General features: G+C 63.0%; 18 protein-coding genes and 1 pseudogene. 6 read left to right on the forward strand and 13 right to left on the reverse strand.

Features of this window, described 5'->3' with window-relative positions; translation table 11 throughout:
* Positions 1 to 117 precede the first annotated feature (117 nt).
* Together GV818_RS35230 and GV818_RS35235 are read right to left on the reverse strand one after the other, a co-directional pair.
* Positions 118 to 885, reverse strand: a complete 768-nt coding sequence (locus GV818_RS35230; protein WP_372242142.1) for a methyl-accepting chemotaxis protein — start codon at positions 883 to 885, stop codon at positions 118 to 120.
* 90 nt (positions 886 to 975) lie between these two features.
* Positions 976 to 2,064 (reverse strand): annotated as a pseudogene (locus tag GV818_RS35235) (cache domain-containing protein); the annotation flags it as partial.
* Between the two features lie 455 nt (positions 2,065 to 2,519).
* On the opposite strand from GV818_RS35235, the gene GV818_RS32985 reads away from it, so the two are divergent.
* A complete protein-coding gene (locus GV818_RS32985) occupies positions 2,520 to 3,416 on the forward strand; it encodes a PA4780 family RIO1-like protein kinase (protein WP_161760034.1) in 897 nt (298 codons plus the stop codon).
* Between the two features lie 83 nt (positions 3,417 to 3,499).
* Here GV818_RS32985 and cueR read toward each other — a convergent pair whose 3' ends face one another.
* The 3 genes from cueR to GV818_RS33000 form a co-directional block, all read right to left on the reverse strand.
* Positions 3,500 to 3,904 carry a Cu(I)-responsive transcriptional regulator gene (cueR, locus tag GV818_RS32990; protein ID WP_161760033.1) on the reverse strand — a complete coding sequence of 135 codons (405 nt, stop codon included), beginning with the start codon at positions 3,902 to 3,904 and terminating at the stop codon, positions 3,500 to 3,502.
* Positions 3,901 to 6,300: a heavy metal translocating P-type ATPase gene (locus GV818_RS32995; protein WP_161778660.1), complete on the reverse strand. Its 2,400-nt coding sequence runs from the start codon at positions 6,298 to 6,300 to the stop codon at positions 3,901 to 3,903. Before GV818_RS32995 ends, cueR begins: the two co-directional genes overlap by 4 nt.
* 173 nt (positions 6,301 to 6,473) lie before the next feature.
* Complete coding sequence (locus GV818_RS33000; RefSeq protein WP_161778661.1) at positions 6,474 to 6,857, reverse strand: hypothetical protein; 384 nt, start codon at positions 6,855 to 6,857, stop codon at positions 6,474 to 6,476.
* Between the two features lie 145 nt (positions 6,858 to 7,002).
* Between GV818_RS33000 and GV818_RS33005 the strand changes: the two genes are divergently transcribed.
* Both GV818_RS33005 and GV818_RS33010 read left to right on the forward strand, forming a co-directional pair.
* Positions 7,003 to 7,200: a heavy-metal-associated domain-containing protein gene (locus tag GV818_RS33005; RefSeq protein ID WP_161778662.1), complete on the forward strand. Its 198-nt coding sequence runs from the start codon at positions 7,003 to 7,005 to the stop codon at positions 7,198 to 7,200.
* Positions 7,201 to 7,292: 92 nt separating this feature from the next.
* Positions 7,293 to 8,489, forward strand: coding sequence for a multidrug effflux MFS transporter (locus GV818_RS33010; RefSeq protein ID WP_161760029.1), 1,197 nt, complete (start codon positions 7,293 to 7,295; stop codon positions 8,487 to 8,489).
* Position 8,490: 1 nt separating this feature from the next.
* Here GV818_RS33010 and GV818_RS34205 read toward each other — a convergent pair whose 3' ends face one another.
* From GV818_RS34205 to GV818_RS33020, 3 genes are all read right to left on the reverse strand, one after another.
* Entirely contained in the window at positions 8,491 to 8,667 is a 177-nt protein-coding gene (locus tag GV818_RS34205; RefSeq protein ID WP_178125240.1) for a hypothetical protein, read from the reverse strand.
* A 141-nt stretch (positions 8,668 to 8,808) separates the two neighbouring features.
* Positions 8,809 to 9,822 carry a zinc-binding alcohol dehydrogenase family protein gene (locus GV818_RS33015; protein WP_161778663.1) on the reverse strand — a complete coding sequence of 338 codons (1,014 nt, stop codon included), beginning with the start codon at positions 9,820 to 9,822 and terminating at the stop codon, positions 8,809 to 8,811.
* Between the two features lie 30 nt (positions 9,823 to 9,852).
* Positions 9,853 to 10,146, reverse strand: coding sequence for a putative quinol monooxygenase (locus tag GV818_RS33020; RefSeq protein WP_161760027.1), 294 nt, complete (start codon positions 10,144 to 10,146; stop codon positions 9,853 to 9,855).
* A 118-nt stretch (positions 10,147 to 10,264) separates the two neighbouring features.
* On the opposite strand from GV818_RS33020, the gene GV818_RS33025 reads away from it, so the two are divergent.
* Positions 10,265 to 11,173 (forward strand): LysR family transcriptional regulator, encoded by a 909-nt coding sequence (locus GV818_RS33025; RefSeq protein ID WP_161778664.1) that lies wholly within the window; start codon positions 10,265 to 10,267, stop codon positions 11,171 to 11,173.
* A 122-nt stretch (positions 11,174 to 11,295) separates the two neighbouring features.
* On the forward strand, positions 11,296 to 12,672 hold the full coding sequence (locus GV818_RS33030; protein WP_161778665.1) for an MFS transporter: 1,377 nt from the start codon (positions 11,296 to 11,298) through the stop codon (positions 12,670 to 12,672).
* Positions 12,673 to 12,752: 80 nt separating this feature from the next.
* Here GV818_RS33030 and GV818_RS33035 read toward each other — a convergent pair whose 3' ends face one another.
* The 3 genes from GV818_RS33035 to GV818_RS33045 form a co-directional block, all read right to left on the reverse strand.
* Positions 12,753 to 13,706 carry an adenosine deaminase gene (locus GV818_RS33035; RefSeq protein ID WP_161760024.1) on the reverse strand — a complete coding sequence of 318 codons (954 nt, stop codon included), beginning with the start codon at positions 13,704 to 13,706 and terminating at the stop codon, positions 12,753 to 12,755.
* Positions 13,707 to 13,886: 180 nt separating this feature from the next.
* The gene (locus GV818_RS33040; RefSeq protein WP_161778666.1) at positions 13,887 to 14,852 is read right to left on the reverse strand and encodes a 2-oxoglutarate and iron-dependent oxygenase domain-containing protein; all 966 of its coding nucleotides are present in this window, start codon (positions 14,850 to 14,852) and stop codon (positions 13,887 to 13,889) included.
* A 108-nt stretch (positions 14,853 to 14,960) separates the two neighbouring features.
* Complete coding sequence (locus GV818_RS33045) at positions 14,961 to 16,043, reverse strand: BMP family ABC transporter substrate-binding protein (RefSeq protein ID WP_161778667.1); 1,083 nt, start codon at positions 16,041 to 16,043, stop codon at positions 14,961 to 14,963.
* 324 nt (positions 16,044 to 16,367) lie between these two features.
* On the opposite strand from GV818_RS33045, the gene GV818_RS33050 reads away from it, so the two are divergent.
* Positions 16,368 to 17,456, forward strand: a complete 1,089-nt coding sequence (locus tag GV818_RS33050) for a calcium:proton antiporter (RefSeq protein WP_161778668.1) — start codon at positions 16,368 to 16,370, stop codon at positions 17,454 to 17,456.
* Here the strand turns inward: GV818_RS33050 and GV818_RS33055 are convergent.
* Positions 17,453 to 18,436, reverse strand: a complete 984-nt coding sequence (locus tag GV818_RS33055) for a formylglycine-generating enzyme family protein (RefSeq protein ID WP_256679594.1) — start codon at positions 18,434 to 18,436, stop codon at positions 17,453 to 17,455. The genes GV818_RS33050 and GV818_RS33055 overlap by 4 nt on opposite strands.
* 137 nt (positions 18,437 to 18,573) lie before the next feature.
* A complete protein-coding gene (locus GV818_RS33060) occupies positions 18,574 to 19,932 on the reverse strand; it encodes an 8-oxoguanine deaminase (RefSeq protein WP_161778670.1) in 1,359 nt (452 codons plus the stop codon).
* Between the last annotated feature and the right edge of the window lie 126 nt (positions 19,933 to 20,058).

Below are 20,058 nucleotides of genomic sequence, written 5' to 3' on the forward strand. Positions count from 1 at the left end.
CGGCGGGCGGGCAGGGTGTGACGGCGATCATCGAGCGCTGAGGAGGCTCTGCCGCGCCTCAAGGTTCGCCGGCGCGTCGGCTCCTGCAATAGGAGCCGGCTGCCGGCGCAAGGTGCTTCAGGTCTTGAAGCGCCGCACCAGGCTGTCCAGTTCATTGGACAGTCCCGCCAGGCTTTGGGAGTCCAGGCGCGCCGAGTTCGCCAGTTCCGCCACCAACTGCGCATCGCCATGAATCTGGCTGATGTGTCGGTTGATGTCTTCCGCCACCTGATGCTGCTCCTCGGCGGCGGTGGCGATCTGGGTATTCATGTCGCGGATCACGTCCACCGACTCGCGGATCTGCCCGAAGCTATTGCGTGCCAGGCCGATGCGGCTCACCGACTGTTGGGACACCTCCAGGCTGGCGTGCATCTGCTGGGTTACGGCGCTGGTGCGCTTGGCCAGGTTGCCCAGCAGCCCGTCGATTTCGGCGGTGGAGTCGGCGGTGCGCTTGGCCAGGGCCCGGACTTCGTCCGCAACCACGGCAAAACCACGTCCCTGCTCACCGGCCCGTGCCGCCTCGATTGCGGCGTTGAGGGCTAGCAGGTTGGTCTGTTCGGCGATGGAGCGGATGGTGCCGAGGATCGACTGGATGTCGTTGCTGTCGCGTTCGAGTTGCTGCATCGATTGCGCCGACTGTTCGATCTCCTGGCTCAGGCGATCGACGCTGTGCACTGCATCATCGATCTGCTGCTGGCCTTCCCGGGCCTGACGCTGGCCGTTGTCCGCCGATTCGGCTGCCTGGCTGCAGGAACGAGCCACCTCGTTGGCAGTGGCGACCATCTCATGGAACGCCGTGGACACCATGTCCACGGCTTCGCGCTGGCGCCCGGCAGCTTCGGACATGTCGCTGGAGACCTGGGTCGAGGAGTGGGAGGTGGCGAGGATCTTCTGCGCCGCCAGGCCGATGTTCTGGATCAGGCTGCGGATCGCCGCGAGGAACTGGTTGAACCAGTTGGCCAGTTGCGCGGTTTCATCGCTGCCGCGGATGTTCAGGTTCTGGGTCAGGTCGCCGTCACCCTGGGCGATGCCTTCCAGGCCGCTGGCGACGCCGCGGATCGGCCGCACGATAAGGCTGGCGAAGCTCGCCCCGACCACCGCGAACAGCAAAGCCAGGACCCCGGCGATGATGGCGATGATCCAGGTCAGCTGGGTGGCCGAGCCCATGACTTCGCTCTGCTTGATCAGGCCGATGAAGGTCCAGCCCAACTGTTCCGAGGGCCAGACGTTGGCCATGTAGTGCTCGCCGTTGATTTCCACGTTCACCAGGCCTTTGCCGGCCTTGGCCAGTTGGGCGTAACCGTCGCCGAGGCTGCCCAGGGGCTTGAAGTTGTGCTCCGGCTGTTTGGGGTCCACCAGCACCGTGCCGTTGTTCTCCATCAGCATCAGGTAGCCGGACTCTCCGAGCTTGATCTGCTTGACGATTTCGGTGAGCTGCTTGAGGGTCACGTCGATGCTCACCACCCCACCAGGGTTGCCCAGCTTGTTGGCGACGGTGCGCACGGTGCTGACATAGGTCGCGTTATCGGTGGCCCAGTAGTAGGCCGCGGTACGCAACGGCTTGCCCGGATTGGCCATGGCGGCCTTGTACCAGGGGCGCTGGCGCGGGTCGTAGTTGTTCAGTTTGGGATCGTCTGGCCAGGATACATAGCCGCCGGCGTCGGTGCCGATGATCGCGTAGGCGTAAGCCGGATGGCTGGTGCCCAGGCGTTCGAGCAAGGCAAAGACCTGCTTGTCCATCTCGCCTTGGGGGATCTGCTCGGCATCGGCACTGCTGTAGTTCTTCAGGCTGTCATCAGTGTTGGCGATCAGCGGTTGGGAGGCCAGGTAGTCGACGTTCTGGCTGATGCCGTCGAAGAATATTTGCATGGCATTGCTGACCTGGCGGATCTCGCGGCCACTGTTATCGACGAAGCTGTCCTTGGCATCGCTGCGCAGGTTCATGACCACCAGCGTGGCGACCAGCACCACCGGCAGGCAGGCAATGACGGCGAAGGCCCAGGTGAGTTTCTGCTTGATATTCATCCACGCTCCAGATTTTTTTGTATGACCACGAAGTGCAGGTGACTCGCGGATTATGGGCAGGTTGAAAGGTGGCGCTGATTGCCGTCCCTGAGAGTAAGGTCGAGCCGGCGGCGATCGAACCTTGGCCGGCGGCTGACGTCTTTGTTGGGTTGTTGGACAAATCCCGTTGTCTCTGATGACTTCGGCTGGCGCGGCGGAATATTGAGCCGCGCGCAGAAAAAACCTCGGTCAGGGAGCCGAAGGCGTTCGCCGGGCAGCGGCAATCTCGCGGCCTTGCCTGGACATTGGCGGGCGGACTCTCGGCTATGATCTCTGGCTGCATCGATGGATTGATCTGGCACATTGAGTGCATTGCAGTCGTTCGGTGGTCGGCAGCCCTTTCCCGCCGTGGGAGGATTGCCGTATAACGAGTGACTTTCGCGTGTTTGGTAACAAGGGACCCACAATAAAAGCTGATGAAGACTCCAAAACGCATTGAACCGCTGATCGAAGACGGTCTGGTAGACGAGGTGCTGCGCCCACTCATGAGTGGTAAAGAGGCAGCTGTGTATGTGGTGCGCTGCGGCAACGAGCTTCGTTGCGCGAAGGTCTACAAGGAGGCTAACAAACGCAGTTTCCGTCAGGCGGCGGAGTATCAGGAAGGTCGTAAGGTCCGCAACAGCCGTCAGGCGCGGGCGATGGCCAAGGGCTCCAAGTTTGGCCGCAAGGAAACCGAGGACGCGTGGCAGAACGCCGAAGTGGCGGCCTTGTTCCGCCTGGCCAATGCCGGGGTACGAGTGCCCAAGCCGTTCGACTTCCTTGAAGGCGTGCTGCTCATGGAGTTGGTGTCCGACGAATACGGCGATGCCGCGCCGCGGCTCAACGATGTGGTGCTGGATCAGGATCAGGCCCGTGAGTATCACGCCTTCCTGATTTCCCAGATTGTGCTGATGTTGTGTACCGGACTGGTGCACGGTGACCTTTCCGAGTTCAACGTGCTGCTGGGACCGGATGGTCCGGTGATCATCGACCTGCCCCAGGCGGTCGATGCGGCGGGCAACAACCACGCGTTCAGCATGCTCGAACGTGACGTCGGCAACATGGCTTCCTACTTCGGGCGCTTTGCCCCGGAGCTCAGGGACACCCGTTATGCCAAGGAGATGTGGGCCTTGTATGAGGCTGGCATCTTGCACCCGGGCAGCGTACTGACCGGCGAGTTCGACGATCCGGAAGAACTGGCGGATGTCGGCAGCGTGATCCGCGAGATCGAAGCAGCGCGTCTCGACGAGGAGCGTCGTCAGGCAATGCGCGCGGCGGACGAGGTGCCGGCGGGCAAGTCCGAGGAACCACCGCCTCCGCCCTGGATGCAGTGACCCCATGAAAAAATCCGGCCCAGGCCGGATTTTTTTATTTCCGCAGATTGCACCCTGCAGTAGTACAGAGTGCTAGCCAGCGGTCAGGCCTCGCAGCAGCTGCCGGACGCCAGTTCCTTGAGGATCGGGCAGTCTGGGCGATGGTCGCCTTGGCAATGCTCCACCAGGTCCTGCAGGGTGTCGCGCAGCTCCGCCAGTTCGCGGATCTTCTGGTTCAGCTCGTCGATGTGCTGGCGTGCCAGGGCCTTTACATCGGCGCTGGCCCGTTGCCGGTCCTGCCACAGGGTCAGCAGCTTGCCGACCTCTTCCAGGGAAAACCCCAGGTCTCGGGAGCGCTTGATAAAGGCCAGGCTGTGCAGGTCGTCGTCGCCGTACAGGCGATAGCCGCTGTCGCTGCGATGGGCCGGCTTGAGCAGCCCGATGGACTCGTAGTAACGGATCATCTTGGCGCTCAGGCCACTCTTGCGGGCTGCTTGGCCGATGTTCATTCGGCGTTCTCCAGGTATTTGGGTTTCCAGGTTTTCAACAGTAGCGCATTGCTCACCACGCTGACGCTGGACAGGGCCATGGCCGCCCCGGCGAGCACCGGGTTGAGCAGGCCGAAGGCTGCCAGGGGAATGCCGATCAGGTTGTAGACGAAGGCCCAGAACAGGTTCTGGCGGATCTTCGCATAGGTCTTGCGGCTGATTTCCAGGGCTGCCGGGATCAAGCGCGGATCGCCGCGCATCAGGGTGATGCCTGCTGCATGCATGGCGACGTCGGTGCCACCGCCCATGGCGATGCCGATGTCTGCCGCTGCCAGGGCTGGGGCATCATTGATGCCGTCGCCGACCATCGCCACTACGCCGGTCTTTTTCAGTTCGGTGACGGTGGCGGCCTTGTCCGCCGGCAGCACTTCAGCATGCACGTCGGCGATGCCCAGGGCATCGGCCACTACCTTGGCGCTGCCACGGTTGTCTCCGGTCAGCAGGTGGCTGCTGATATGCCGCTCGTTGAGTTGCTGTATTGCCTGCAAGGCTCCCGGCTTGAGGGTGTCGCCAAAGGCGAACAGGCCCAGCACCCGGGGGTGCGGGCTTTGCTCTATCAGCCAGGACAGGGTCCGGCCCTCGTGTTCCCAGTCCTGGGCCGCCTGGGCCAGGCTTCCCGGGATCAAGCCGCTTTCCTCCAACAGGCGACGATTGCCCAGGGCCAGTTGGCGGCCGTCCAGGGTGCCGGCAATGCCGCGTCCGGTCAGGGACTGGCTGGCACTGACATCGGCCACCGGCAGCTGGCGTTCCTGACACAGGTCCAGCACCGCTTTGGCCAGAGGGTGTTCGCTGCCGCGCTGGAGGGCGCCGGCCAGTTGCAAGGTGGTGTTTTCGTCCCCGTCCAGGGCCTGCATATGAGCGATGCGCGGCGTGCCGGAGGTCAAGGTGCCGGTCTTGTCGAAGACCACCGAGCTGACTTCGTGGGCCCGCTCCAGGGCTTCGGCATCCTTGATCAGGATACCGTGGCGGGCGGCGACGCCGGTGCCGGCCATGATCGCGGTGGGCGTGGCCAGGCCCAGGGCACAAGGGCAGGCGATTACCAGCACCGCCACTGCGTTGATCACGGCGGTTTCCAGGGGGGCGCCGTACATCCACCAGCCCACCAGCGTGATCAGGGCCAGCACCAGTACGGTGGGTACGAATACCTGGCTGACTTTATCCACCAGTTTCTGGATCGGCGCCTTGCCGGCCTGGGCGTCTTCCACCAGGCGAATGATTCTTGCCAATACGGTTTCTGCGCCCAGTGCCTGGGTGCGCACCAGCAGGCGGCCTTCGCCATTGATCGCACCGCCGGTGACTTTATCCCCGGGCTGCTTGGGCACTGGCAGGCTTTCACCGCTGATCAGGGCTTCATCGGCATGGCTCTGGCCTTCGATGACTTCACCGTCCACCGGAAAGCGCTCACCGGGCTTGACCAGCACCAGGTCATTCAGGCGCAGGGCGCTGATGGCCACTTCCTGCTCGCGGCCGTCGATCACCTGGATCGCTCGTTCGGGACGCAGAGCCTCCAGGGCGCGGATGGCGCTGGCGGTCTGGCGCTTGGCCCGGCTTTCCAGGTACTTGCCCAGCAGCACCAGGGCGATCACCACAGCTGAGGCTTCGAAGTACAGGTGTGGCATGCTGCCCTCTGCGGCGGTAGCCCACTCGTAGAGACTCAAGCCATAACCGGCGCTGGTGCCCAGGGCCACCAGCAGGTCCATGTTGCCGCTGCCGGCGCGCACGGCTTTCCAGGCCGCCACATAGAAGCGCGCACCGAAGATGAACTGTACCGGGGTGGCCAGGGCGAACTGGGCCCAGGCCGGGAGCATCCAGTGCAGGCCGAAGGGTTGCACCAGCATCGGCAGCACCAGAGGCAGGGCCAGCAGAATCGCCAGTACCAGGCTCCAGCGCTCACGACGCAGATGCTGTTGCTGTTGATCACCGGAGTGCTGCTTTTCGGCCTGCCACAGGCTGGCGGAGTAGCCGGCCTTCGTCACCGCGTTGACCAGCACGGCTGGGTCGAGTTGCCCCAGCAACTCGATGTGGGCCCGTTCGGTGGCCAGGTTGACGCTGGCGTTGCGCACTCCGGGCACCTTGTTCAGGGCGCGCTCAACGCGACCGGCGCAGGTGGCGCAGGTCATGCCGCCGATGGTCAATTCAAGGCTCTGCACGGGAACGCTGTAGCCCGCGTTCTGCACCGCTTCGAGCAAGGCGGGCAGACTGTCTCGCTGGGCTTCGACCCGGGCCTGTTCGGTGGCCAGGTTGACGCTGACGGCACCGGTACCGGCGACTTTGCCCAGAGCACGCTCTACGCGCCCGGCGCAGCTGGCGCAGGTCATGCCGGCAATCGGCAGGTCGAAGGTGGTTGATTCAGGCATGGATGACACTCCCTGTAAATGTTGCCTACAGGATCAACCTTGCCACGCAGGCAAGGTCAAGGGGGGATTCTGCGGGTGCTTCATTTTGTCCCAGGGGCGTGTCAGCCGGGCGAACGCTAGAGCTTAAGACACGCCAGGCATGATCGGTTGCGAGGCGTGCAGAGGGCGGGGCGTCAGTACTCCAGGGCCGCGGGCTTGAGGTACATGCCTGACGGGGTCATGGCGATGCGGAACTTCAGTACGTCGCCGGCCCGCAGGCTGATGTCCTGGGAACCGGGGGCAAGCAGGCCCGGGCTGCAGCCGGGAGCCTGGCCTGGCAGCAGTTTCAGGCGCAGGGAGACTTTGCCCGGCGGCAGGTTGAAGGCGGTGCTCTGTTCCTGGAACAGTCGACCGGCGAGCTGATCCTGAATGTACAGGCCGATTTCGCAAGAGGTGGCGACTTCCAGTCGCTCCCTGGAAATGATCAGTACGCCGTAATCTTCGCCAGCGGCCATGGCCGGGGGCGCTGCGGCGAACAGGCCCAGGAGGCCGAGGAGGCTGAAAGTTGACCAGCGCATGGCTGAATCTCCTGCTGTGATGTCGTAAGACGTGCAGCTTGGCCGAGCACGCCGCTGATTTCCAGCCCGGCAGATCAATCCGGAACTTGACCTTGCCATGGTGGCAAGGACAAGACTCTGCTCAACCCAATACAGGAGAAGCGTGATGCAAGTATTCAACGTTCAAGGCATGTCCTGCGGTCACTGCGTGCGGGCCATTACCCAGGCCCTGCAGAACAAGGACCCGGCGGCTACGGTGCGGGTGGATCTGGCGGCCAAGGAAGTGGGAGTCGAGAGCCGGCTGTCCAGCGAAGAAGTGATCGACCTGATCAGCGAGGAGGGCTACGCCGTCCAGGTGGCGTGAGTCTTTTTAATAGTTAGCGACCTATCGGAATGTTCAAGGCGTCCAAGCGCAGCTAGACTATGCAGCCGCTGACCAACGCTCGCTTGGATGTCATGAACCTCCGCACAATCCTGATTCTCGGCGCCTTGAGCGCTTTCGGCCCTCTGGCCATCGATTTTTATCTGCCGGCCTTTCCCGCGATGGCCTTGGCGTTCGGCACCGATGAAAAACACGTTCAACTGACCCTGGCTGCCTATTTCCTGGGCCTGTCCATTGGCCAACTGGCCTATGGTCCGGTGGCCGACCGTTTTGGCCGACGCCTGCCGTTGCTCGTCGGGGTTGGCTTGTTCACCCTGGCTTCACTGGCTTGCGCTTATGCGCCTAATCTTGAATGGTTGATTGGCGCGCGGTTCGTCCAGGCCCTGGGCGGCTGTGCCGGCATGGTGATCTCCCGCGCCGTGGTCAGCGACAAATGCGATGCAGTGGGCTCGGCCAAGGTGTTCTCCCAGTTGATGCTGGTGATGGGCCTGGCACCAATCCTGGCGCCAATGCTGGGTGGCCTGCTGGTCAACCTCTATGGCTGGCAATCGATCTTCATCATGCTCACGGTGTTCAGTGCCCTGTCCGGATTGGCGGTGGCCCTGGGCCTGCCGGAAAGCATGCCGGCCACTCGCCCGCGCCTGCCATTGTCCGGCGCGTTTCGGCAATACAGCCTACTGTTGGCGGACCGGGTATTCCTCGGTCACGCCCTGACGGGTGGGATTGCCATTGCCGGGATGTTTTCCTACATCGCCGGCTCGCCCTTTGTCTTTATTAAGCTCTACGGCGTACCCGCCGAGCACTTCGGCTGGTTCTTCGGGATCAATGCCGGTGGCTTCATCCTGGTAGCACAGATCAATGCTCGGCTGCTGGCCAAGCGCGGCCCGGCCTTCCTGCTGGCGCGTACCGTGTGGATCTACCTGGCGGCGGGTTTGGCCCTGCTAGGGGTCAGCGTGTTGCACACCAGTGCACTGTGGCCGCTGTTGTTGCCACTGTTCGTGTGCATCGCCAGTCTGGGTTGCATCATTCCCAACGCCGCAGCCTGTGCCATGAATGGCCAGGGTGCACGTGCCGGCAGTGCTTCGGCGATGCTCGGCTGCCTGCAGTTCAGTGTTGCCGCAGGCGCGGCCTACCTGGTGGGAGCCTTGCACGATGGCAGCGCCATGCCGATGGCCTTGGTCATCTGCCTGTGCGGTGTTCTGGCGGTGAGCATGGCGGTGGTGACTCGGCGTTTGCAGAATGCTCGGGCGCTGAAGGCCGCCGAGCTCTGAATCAGCCGACGGCGCGCTGACTCTGGGGGATCTGGTGAGGGGCTTGCAAGCGGGCCTGCAGGGTCTGGGCGAATGCCCTGGCCTCGGCCTCACTGCGGAAGGTTACGCCATGCTGGTCGAGGCGTACCTGCCATTGAGGGCCTTTGGCGGTTGCCAGTTCTTTTATCAGGATCTTCATTGCTGACCTCCTAACGGTAAAAGAGTGCAGTGCAGGGGCCCCCAGTGTAGACCTGAATACGGTCAGAAATATGACCGAAATCAATTCTCGGACTGACGGCCGCCGACCTTTGCAAGGCAGTGGCGGCCGCTGGAAATGACCCTAGAAACCTTCCAGTACGATCTTGCCCTTGGCCTTGCCGCTTTCGAGCAGGGCGTGGGCTCGGCGCAGGTTGGCTGCATTGATCTGGCCGAAATGCTCGCCGACTGTGGTCTTCAGAGTCCCCGCGTCGATCAGCTCGGCGACCCGGTTGAGCAACAGATGCTGCTCCTGCATGTCGGCGGTCTCGAACAGCGAACGGGTGTACATGAACTCCCAATGCAGCGACAGGCTCTTGCGTTTGAGCTTGGTCACGTCGAGGCTTTTCGGATCGTCGATCAACGCCAGCTTGCCCTGGGGGGCCAGGGCTTCCACCAACTGGTCGAGGTGGGTGTCGGTCTGGGTCAGGCTGGCAACATGGGTTACCTGATCGATGCCCACACGCTTGAGCTCGGCACTCAGCGGCTGGCTGTGATCCACCACCGCATGGGCCCCCAGCTCGCGGACCCAGGCCTGTGTCTGTTCGCGGGAGGCACTGCCGATCACCTTGAGGCCGGTGAGTTGGCGGGCCAGTTGGGTGAGGATCGAACCGACCCCGCCGGCAGCACCGACGATCAGCAGGCTCTGGCCTTTGTCAGCAGGTTCCTGACTGATCTGCAGGCGTTCGAACAGCAGTTCCCAGGCGGTGATCGCGGTCAGTGGCAAAGCCGCGGCTTCGGCGAAGCCCAGGCTCTTGGGCATGTGGCCGACGATCCGTTCATCCACGGTGTGCAGCTCGCTGTTGCCACCGGCCCGGGCGATGGAGCCGGCGTAGAACACTCGGTCGCCGGCCTTGAACAGGCTGACTTCATTGCCCACGGCCTTGACCACCCCGGCCACATCCCAGCCCAGCACCTTGGCTGCGCCACCTTCGGGCTGGACGTTCTGGCGCACCTTGGTGTCCACCGGGTTGACCGAGATGGCCTTGACCTCCACTAGCAGGTCCCGGGGACCGGGCACCGGTTCCGGTAGCTGGATGTCCTGCAGGGATTGCGGGTCGTTGATCGGCAGCGAGTGGTAGTAGGCGATGGCTTTCATGGTGAATTCCTGATGAAGGTTGAGGGAAGGTCAGACGAGCAGTTGCAGGCGCTTGAGTTCGAAGTGCTCGATCGCTTCGCGGGTCTGGGCGATGAAGTGCTGGAAGTGCGCGGTGTTGTTGTGGAATTCCAGGGCGGCTTCATCGTCCCAGCGCTCCAGCACGTAGAAGGTTCCCGGCTGCTCGGCGTCCTGATGCAGCTCGTAGTACTGGCAGCCGCTCTCCTCGCGGCTGGGCGGGACCAGGGCGCTGAGTTCGCGCTTGAGGACGGCTTGCTGCTGGGGCTTGGCGATCAGGGTGGCAATCGCGGTGAAGGCTTGGGACATCGGGGATTCCTCGGGATGGCAGGGCGATGGAGAGATAATTGGCTATTTCTCCCGGAGATAAAACCGGCTAAAAGAGCAGTCTCTTTCAATATTTTTTTGATAATGCTGAGGCTGGCCCATGCTGCGATTCGATGACCTGCAACTGTTCGTGCGTGCCGCGGACCTCGGCAGCCTGTCGGCGGCGGCCCGGGTCATGGACCTGTCGCCGGCGGTGGCCAGCGCTGCCCTCAAGCGCATCGAAGAGCATCTGGGCGCGCGCCTGCTGGCCCGTTCCACCCGCAGTCTGCGGCTGACCGCTGAGGGTGAAGGGTTCCTTGAGTACGCCCGGGCTGCGCTGAGCAACCTGGATGAAGGACGGCGCCTGCTGGCCAGCGGCCAGGACCAGGTCAGCGGTGTCCTGCAACTGTCGGCCCCCTCGGATTTTGGTCGCAACCTGCTGTTGCCCTGGCTCGATGAATTCCAGCGCGAACACCCCAAGCTCAACGTGCGCCTGTTACTGGGGGACCGTATCGCCGATCTATTCCGTCAGCCGGTGGATATCGCCCTGCGCTACGGTGAGCCCGAAGATTCGAGCCTGGTGGCGCTGCCGATCGCCCCGGACAATCGTCGGGTACTGTGCGCCGCTCCCAGCTACCTGGCCCGTCACGGTGAACCGCGCCAGTTGGAGCAACTGGCCCAGCACAACTGCCTGCTGTACATGCTCGACAGCCGGGCTCACGACCTCTGGAGCTTTTATGACGGCAAGCGCGAGGTCAGCCTGACCGTCAGTGGCGACCGCCTCAGCGACGATGCCGATGTGGTGCGGCGTTGGGCGGTGGCCGGAGAAGGGATTGCCTACAAGTCCTGGCTGGATGTGGCGGGCGATGTGCTGGCCGGGCGCCTGCAGATACTGCTGCCGGAACTGCGCTGCGAAGGCGCGTCGCTGAACCTGCTGTGCACCCATCGCGCGCACCTGAGCAAACCGGTGAAGCTGTTGCGGGATCTGCTCCAGAGCCGCTGCGCCGAGATCAGCGCCCGGCGCCCGTAGGAGCCGGCTTGCCGGCGAACCCCCGGCGTCGCTGACGGACGCGAACAGGTCGCCCTCGGCAATCAGTCCCGGCCTCGATCCTGCACACTCCAACGGTCAAGCATTCAACCGGGGGACGGTGCATGGGCATACAGGGATACAGCGCCGCAGAGCGCCTGGAGCGGTTACCCATCAGCGGTTATCACCGGGTGATCTTCATCATCATTGCCCTGGCGTTTTTCTTCGACTCCATGGACCTGGCGATGATGACCTTCCTCCTCGGTTCGATCAAAACCGAGTTCGGCCTGAGTTCGGCCCAGGCCGGCCTGCTGGCCAGTTCGAGTTTTTTCGGCATGGTGCTGGGGGCCTCGCTGTCGGGCATGCTCGCCGACCGTTTCGGGCGCAAGCCGGTGTTCCAGTGGAGCATCCTGCTCTGGGGCGTGGCTAGTTACCTGTGCTCTACCGCCCAGAGCGTGGACAGCCTGACTCTATTTCGGGTGCTGCTGGGGATCGGCATGGGCATGGAGTTTCCCATCGCCCAGTCGATGCTCTCGGAGATGATTCCGGCCCAGCGACGCGGGCGCTATATCGCCTTGATGGATGGCTTCTGGCCCCTGGGTTTTGTGGCTGCCGGGGTGCTGTCGTACTTCCTCCTGCCACTGATCGGCTGGCGCGAGATCTTCCTGGTGCTGGCGATCCCGGCGGTGTTCGTGCTGGTGATCCTCTTCTTCATTCCCGAGTCGCCGCGCTGGCTGGAGCAGGCCGGGCGTCACGCCGACGCGGATCAGGTGCTGCGGGGTATCGAGGACAAGGTGCGGATGTCCCTGGGCGTGGCCGAGCTGCCGGAACCGGTGCGCCTGCCGCGCATCGAGAGTACCCCGGGGCACTTTTTTTCCGCACTGAAGCAGATCTGGTCGCCGCTCTACCGCCAGCGCACCTTGATGATCTGGAGCCTGTGGTTCTTCGCGTTGCTGGGCTTCTACGGACTGACTTCCTGGCTCAGTGCCTTGCTGCAACAGTCAGGTTTTGCCGTGACCCAGTCGGTGTACTACACGGTGCTGATTTCTTTGGGGGGGATTCCCGGGTTTCTCATGGCCGCCTGGCTGGTGGAGCGCTGGGGACGCAAACCGGTGTGCATCGTTACCTTGCTGGGAGGTGGCGTCATGGCCTTCTTCTACGGGCAGAGTGCGGTGTTTGGCGGCAACGTCAGCCTGTTGATCGGCAGCGGATTGCTGATGCAATTCTTCCTGTTCGGCATGTGGGCGGTGCTCTACACCTACACGCCCGAGTTGTACCCGACTTCGGCCCGGGCCACGGGTTCGGGTTTCGCCTCGGCGGTTGGCCGGATTGGCTCGCTGCTGGGGCCGCTGGTGACGGGACTGCTGTTTCCGATTACCGGGCAGGGTGGCGTATTCGCCTTGGGGGCGTTGTGCTTTGTGATCGCGGCGGCGGTGGTGTGGCTGTTCGGGATGGAGACCCGGGGCAAGACGCTGGAGGAGTTGAGCGAGGCGGGGGGCTGATAGTGAGAGGTGGTGGAGCGGTTCGCCGGCAAGCCGGCTCCTACAGGTTCGTGTAGGAGCCGGCTTGCCGGCGAAGGCCGTTACGGCTTGACCAGTCGTGCATCCAGGCTGTTCTGCGCCAGGCGTCGTGCCTGGTCCTGGGTCATTCCCAGGTCGGTGTGCAGGGCGTGGAAGTTCTCGGTGACGTAGCCGCCGAAGTAGGCCGGGTCATCGGAGTTGACCGTGACCTTCACCCCGCGTTCGAGCATTTGCAGGATGTTGTGCTGGGACATGTGGTCGAACACGCAGAGCTTGGTGTTGGACAGCGGGCACACGGTCAGCGGGATCTGTTCGTCGATGATCCGCTGCATCAGCCGCTCGTCTTCGAAGGCGCGCACGCCGTGGTCGATGCGCTGGATCTTCAACAGGTCCAGGGCTTGCCAGATGTACTCGGGCGGACCTTCCTCGCCGGCGTGGGCGACGGTCAGGAAGCCTTCGCTACGCGCGCGGTCGAAGACCCGCTGGAACTTGCTCGGCGGATGGCCCATTTCCGAGCTGTCCAGGCCCACGGCGACAAAGGCATCGCGGAACGGCAGCGCCTGGTCGAGGGTTTTCTGCGCTTCTTCTTCGCTCAAGTGGCGCAGGAAACTGAGGATCAGGCCGCTGGTGATGCCCAGTTGCTGCTCGCCGTCTTTCAGTGCGCTGGCGATGCCGTTGAGCACCACTTCGAAAGGCACGCCACGGTCGGTGTGGGTCTGCGGGTCGAAGAAGGGTTCGGTGTGGATCACGTTCTGCTCTTTGCAGCGCAGCAGGTAGGCCCAGGTCAGGTCGTAGAAGTCCTGGGAGGTGCGCAGCACGTCGGCGCCCTGGTAGTACAGGTCGAGGAACTCTTGCAGGTTGTTGAAGGCGTAGGCCTTGCGCAGGGTTTCGACATCGTTCCAAGGCAGGGCGATCTTGTTGCGTTCGGCCAGGGCGAACAGCAGCTCCGGCTCCAGGGAACCTTCCAGGTGCAAGTGCAACTCGGCCTTGGGCAAGGCGTTCAGCCAGTCATACATGGTGTTGTCTCATCAGGTGCAGGCAGGCGCTGCGAGGGTGGTGCGCTGCCGTGGGCCGTGCCTCTCTATAGGAGGATCGGCTGCGGTTCGCGGTTCTCGCCGGGTTTTCACCAGGCCGGAAAAAGCCGCCATTCTACAGCTGGCGGCGCAAATGTTCGGTAAAACCTGACCGAGGGGGGATCAGGCCTGCTCCTGCTCCCGGCGATAGGCGTAGGTGTCGGCAAAGCGCGACAGGAGGAATTCGGCACAGGTGGTTGCCGGGTACTTGGCCGGATGCAAGGCATCCTGGCAGCCGGGCAGGCACTCGATGCGGGTGTCCGGGTGCGGCTCGGCGAAGAACGGCATCGAGTAGCGATCCACCCCCAGCGGGCTGATGACCCGGTGCGGGGTCGACAGGTAACGGTCGTTGCTCCAGCGCGCCATCATGTCCCCAAGGTTGACCACGAAGGTGCCATCGATGGGCGGCGCGTCGATCCACTGGCCCTGGACGTTGCGCACCTGTAGGCCGCCGGCGGCATCCTGATAGAGCAAGGTGATGCAGCCGTAGTCGGTATGGGCGCCAGCGCCTTGCTGCTCCTCGGAACTGGCAGTGTGGCGCGGTGGATAGTGGATCAGCCGCAGCACGCTGACGGGCTCCTGGAAGCGCCTGTCGAAGAAGTCGCGCTCGATGCCCAGGGCCAGGGTCATGGCCCGCAGCAGGGTCTGGGCCAGGGCCTGCATGTCCAGGTAGTGCTGTTCCATTAGCGTTTCCCAGCCCGGCAGGTCCGGATGACGATTGGGGCCGCGCAGGGGCTTGCTCGCCAGCACTTGCGGATGCTCGTTCGGCAGGTGCAGGCCCATGTCGAAGGTTTCCTTGAGGTCGCTGGGCCTGTCCGGGTCGAGCTGCTCGGTTGCGATAGCACCATAACCCCGGTGATGGCGCGTCTGGGTGATGTCGATCTTGAGTTTTTCGCTGCTGGGCAGGGCGAAGAAATGCTTGGCGCTGTCCAGCAGTTGCTCGATGCGTTGCGGGCTGATCGGGTGGCCCTGGATGTAGAAGAACCCCCACTCGCGACAGGCGCGGTCGATCTTGCGGGCCACGCTGTCCCAGCCTTGCTGTGCATCCTGATACAGCGGGCTGATGTCGATGATCGGCAGTTGATTCATGAAAATGCTCTCATCCTGTTGGTTTTTGTAGCCGCTGCCGCAGGCGATGCTGCTTCTGAGGGGGTAAGGCCTCGTGATCCTTATCGCAGCCTGCGATAGCGGCGATGGTTATTGCGGGATGTCTGCCCGCATGCCTTCGACGTAGTAGTTCATCGAGGCTAGCTCGGCATTGCTGGCGCTGACGCCAGCGGCGATTTTCTCAACCCCGGCCTGGTCCTTGATCGGGCCGGTGAACGGGTGGAATTCACCACTCTTGATGCTGGCGATGATCTGTTCGGCTTCGGTCTTCACCGGGGCCGGCAGCAGGTCGCTGAGGGGCAACTCAACCGTACCTTCTTTCAAGCCACCCCAGTAGTCCTGGGATTTCCAGCTGTGCTCCAGCACCCCCTCGGTGGCTTGGATGTAGTGCGGTCCCCAGTTGTTGACGATGGAAGTCAGCACCGCCTTGGGGCCGAAGTGGGCCATGTCCGAGGCGTAGCCCACGGCATAGACGCCACGGCGCTGCGCAGCCTGGATCGGCGCCGGGCTGTCGGTGTGCTGGAAGATCACGTCGGCACCCTGGTCGATCAGGGCATTGGCGGCGTCGGCTTCCTTGCCCGGGTCGAACCAGGAGTTGACCCATACCACCTTGATCTCGGTGCCCGGGTTGTATTTGTTCAGGGCCAGTTGGATGGCATTGATGTCGCGGATCACTTCCGGGATCGGGAAGGAGGCGACGTAGCCGATCTTCTTGCTCTTGGTCATCTTCGCCGCGAGGAAACCGCCGACATACCGGCCTTCATAAGTGCGCGCCAGGTAGGTGCCGAGGTTCTTGTCCTGCTTGTAGCCGGTGGCGTGTTCGAAGGTCACCTTGGGAAACTGCTTGGCCACTTTCAGCGTTGGGTTCATGTAGCCGAAAGAGGTGGTGAAGATCAGGTCGTAATTGTCCTTGGCCATGTTGCGGATCACCCGCTCGGCATCGGCGCCTTCAGCAACGTTTTCCACATAGGTGGTCTTGATCTGGTCGCCGAACTTTTCCACGAGCGCCTTGCGCCCCTGTTCATGCTGATAGGTCCAGCCGTGGTCGCCGATGGGGCCGATATAGACGAAACCGACCTTTAGCGGATCGGCGGCGCTGGCGGCGAGGCTGGCACTCAGGCCGGCGGCGGCGACCAGGGCGCAGAGCAGCTTGTGCAACGGGCGTATATGCATGAATTGAAGCTCCATCTTGTTGTGGGGGTTGGCTGGGGTGGCAAGCGCTGGAGGGCAATGCAAATAGCTGACCAACAGGACAACAAAGTGGGGGCTGCGCTGGCGAGGCGGTTGCTATGGGGTTTTGGCGCGCGCTTTTCGCTGGCAAGCCAGCTCCTACAGGCACGGGTGTAGGAGCCGGCTTGCCGGCGAAGCGCTTTTCAGGAACCAACCCGGTGCGCGGCGCCTGAGGCTGGTGCACTAACATGTAACGAAACGTTAGTGACTCGAAGCAGCCTTTCACTCATCTCCTGTACTCGTTTTTATTTTTGTCAAAGGACTGCAATGCTCACTTCCCTCAAGCAAGAAAAGCTTCTGCTGCTTGCGCTGCTGGCCGCTGTGGCCGCCTATCCCCTGGAACACTTGCTGCTCAACAGTGGCCAAGGCGCCGCCCTGAGCGCCGGGCTGGTGCTGATCGGCTTTATCGTCATCGCCTCGATGCGCGTCGCCCACCACGCTGAACTGCTGGCGGAAAAGGTTGGCGACCCCTACGGCACCATGATCCTGACCCTGGCCGCGGTGCTGGTAGAGGTGGTGATCCTGGCGATCATGATGAACAACGAGGCCTCGCCGACCCTGGTGCGCGACACCATCTACTCGGCGGTGATGCTGGACATCAACGGCATCCTCGGCCTGGCCGCGCTGATGGGCGGCATCAAGCATGGCGAGCAGCCCTATAACGATGATTCGGCGCGCACCTACAGCGTGATGATCCTCACCGCCATGGGAGTGTCGATGGTGGTGCCGGAGTTCATTCCCGAGACTGACTGGAAGGTCTACTCGGCCTTCACCATCGGTGCGATGGTGGTGCTCTATACCTTGTTCCTGCGCATGCAGGTCGGGCCCCACAGCTATTTCTTCAGCTACAGCTACCCGGAAAAACGCCGCCATAAAGAAGCCCAGGAACAGCCCCACGCCGTCAACCTGAGCTGGAGTATCGGCATTCTGGTGTTCGGGGTGGTGGTGATCGGCGCTCTGGCCGAGGTGATGTCCAAGACCCTGGACCTGGGCCTGGAAGGCACCGGCGCACCGCCGGTGATCACGGCGATCCTGGTGGCGGCGATTTCCGCCGCGCCGGAGATTCTCACCGCCCTGCGCGCCGCCCTCGCCAACCGCATGCAGTCGGTGGTCAACGTGGCGTTGGGCGCCTCCCTGTCGACGGTAATCCTCACGGTGCCGGTGATGGAAGCCATGGCGCTGTACACCGGTCAGCCGTTCCAGATGGCCATGACGCCGGTGCAGACGGTGATGGTGTTCATCACCCTGATCGTCAGCGCGATCAACCTCAACGATGGCGAAACCAACGCCATCGAGGGTATGACTCACTTCGTGCTGTTTGCGACCTTCATCATGCTGTCGCTGCTGGGACTTTAAAGCGCTTGCGCTGACTGGATCGCGCAGCGAAAGCTGACACCGGGGGCATTCCAGGCCGCGAGTGCCCCCCAACGCCAGCGGCGGACGGTGCTGGCCGAAGGTGAAAAGGTCGGGTCGTTGGCAAACTCGTTGTTGGCTCCACGCTGCGCCCGATAAATGCCGGTTTCAGGCCCCTGCGGGTTCTCGACGGGAGATTCGCGATAGTAGTGTTTATCGTACCAATCGTTGACCCATTCACTGGCATTGCCGGTGAGGTTGTAGAGGCCAAGCGGATTGGGCGCAAACCTGTCCACGGCGAAGGTTTTGTTGTCGTCAGGCGCCGGAAAGTTGCGGCCGTAGTCCAGGTTGCCGTTGTCGGTCGCGAACATGACCGGCTGGCCACGGTTGCGTGCTGCATATTCCCATTGGGCCTCGGTGGGAAGATCCACCGGATAGCCGCTGAGGTCTGCCAGCCAGCCGCAGTAATCCTTGGCCTCCTGCCATTCTTTAGACGCCGGGGCGGGCAGGTTTTCCTGGTAGAGGTGCTGCATGTCGGCGCGCTTGCGCAGTGCAGCGTCGAATGGCGGCTTGCCTTGCGCGAGGAAGAACAGATCGAAATCGCCCAAGGTGGTTTGCAGCGAGGACAGGTAATAGCTGCTCAATTTGACGGGGTGAACGAAATCGTCGTCGATGGCGAGGCTGATCCGCTCCATTTTTCCCGGGTCCACGCCACAGGGCCATTGGCACAAGGCTTGTGGGTCGAAGCCACGGGGCCAACCGAAATCACCCATCTGGAATTCGCCACCTTCAATCAACACCATGTTGTCCAGCGAACGGACGACCGTGTTCAGCACGCTATCGCGGGTTTGCGGGGAAAGGTCCGGGTATTTACGGCTGATGGTCGAGGCGATTTCTGCAACTTTTGCAGGTGACAGCGCTTTGCTGGCCGGGCCCACAACCTCCTGTTTTTCACAGCCTGAAATCAGCAGCGCGACGCACAACGCCAGTCCGTGCCTTTGTTTCACGTAATGTCCTTATAACGGCTCGTTTGCGGGGGGGGAAACTAACATGTTTCCTCGATCCGATTCCGCTCAACGCGCAGGCGAGGGATGCGCCCCCTCGCCGTTGGAAGCGAAGATCAGGTGCCGGCAATCAGTTGCCGGGCCGCCTGGCTGTGATCGGCGATCAGTTTTTTCAGGTCCAGTCCTTCGACTTGACCATCGATCACCCGCCACTGGCCGCCAATCATGACCCGATCCGCCCGATCCGCCGCGCACAACAGCAGCGCCGAAACCGGGTCATGGCTACCCGAGAAGCGCAGCTCATCGAGTTTGAACAAGGCCAGATCCGCCTGCTTGCCCACCGCCAGTTCGCCGATGTCGGTGCGCCCCAACAGGCTCGCCGACCCTCGGGTCGCCCAGCCCAGTACCCGCTCCGGGGTGATCTTCTCGGCGCCGTAGCGCAGGCGCTGGATGTACAGCGCCTGACGCGCTTCGAGGATCATGTTCGACGCATCATTGGACGCCGAGCCATCCACGCCCAAGCCAAACGGCGCCCCCGCATCGGTCAGCTCGATACTGGGGCAGATGCCCGACGCCAGGCGCATGTTCGAACTCGGACAATGGCAGATGCCGGTGCCGGCAGCGCCCAGGCGGGCGATTTCATCGGGGTTGAAGTGGATGCCGTGGGCCAGCCAGGTACGCGGCCCGAGCCAGCCGACACTGTCCAGATAATCCACGGTGCGCAGGCCGAAGCGCTGCAGGCAGAAGTCTTCTTCGTCGAGGGTCTCGGCGAGGTGCGTGTGCAGGCGCACATCGAGTCCGTTGGCCAGTTCGGCGCTGGCCGCCATGATTTCCGGGGTGACCGAGAACGGCGAGCACGGCGCCAGTGCGATCTGGATTTGCGCGCCGTCGCCACGCTCGTGGTACTGGTGAATCAGGCGCTGACTGTCGTCGAGAATCACCTGACCTTCCTGCACGGTCTGTTGCGGCGGCAGCCCGCCGTCCTTTTCGCCAAGGCTCATGGAACCGCGGGTGAGCATGGCGCGCATGCCCAGTTCACGCACGGTTTCGACTTGCACGTCGATGGCGTTTTCCAGGCCATCCGGGAACAGATAGTGGTGGTCAGCAGCGGTGGTGCAACCGGAGAGCAGCAGTTCGGCCAGCGCCACCTTGGTCGCCAGGGCGAGCTTTTCCGGGGTCAGCCGGGCCCAGACCGGGTACAGGGTCTTCAGCCAGGGGAACAGCGGCTGGTTGACCACCGGCGCCCAGGCGCGGGTCAGGGTTTGGTAGAAATGATGGTGGGTGTTGATCAGACCGGGTAGCAGCACGTGCTCGCGGGCATCGAACACCTGTGTGCAAGGGCTCGCAGGCTGTTGGCCGAGGCTCAGCACTTCAACGATCAGGCCGTCTTGCAGCACCAGGCCGCCACGGGCGTCGAGGGCATTGCCGGTAAAGATGGCCAGGGGGTTTTTTAACCAGGTACGGGTCGCAGGCATGGTGGCCGGCTCCTCTGAAAGTGGGTTCAGGTTAGCCAGCTCAGTGATGCCCTGTCTGCTGATCCAGGGGCGCCCGGGGTGGGCGCGGGGGCAGTTTACGGCGAGAGGCCCCCCCCCCGCCCACCC

This window comes from Pseudomonas sp. Fl4BN1, from assembly GCF_009908285.1.
Classification (GTDB): Bacteria; Pseudomonadota; Gammaproteobacteria; order Pseudomonadales; family Pseudomonadaceae; genus Aquipseudomonas.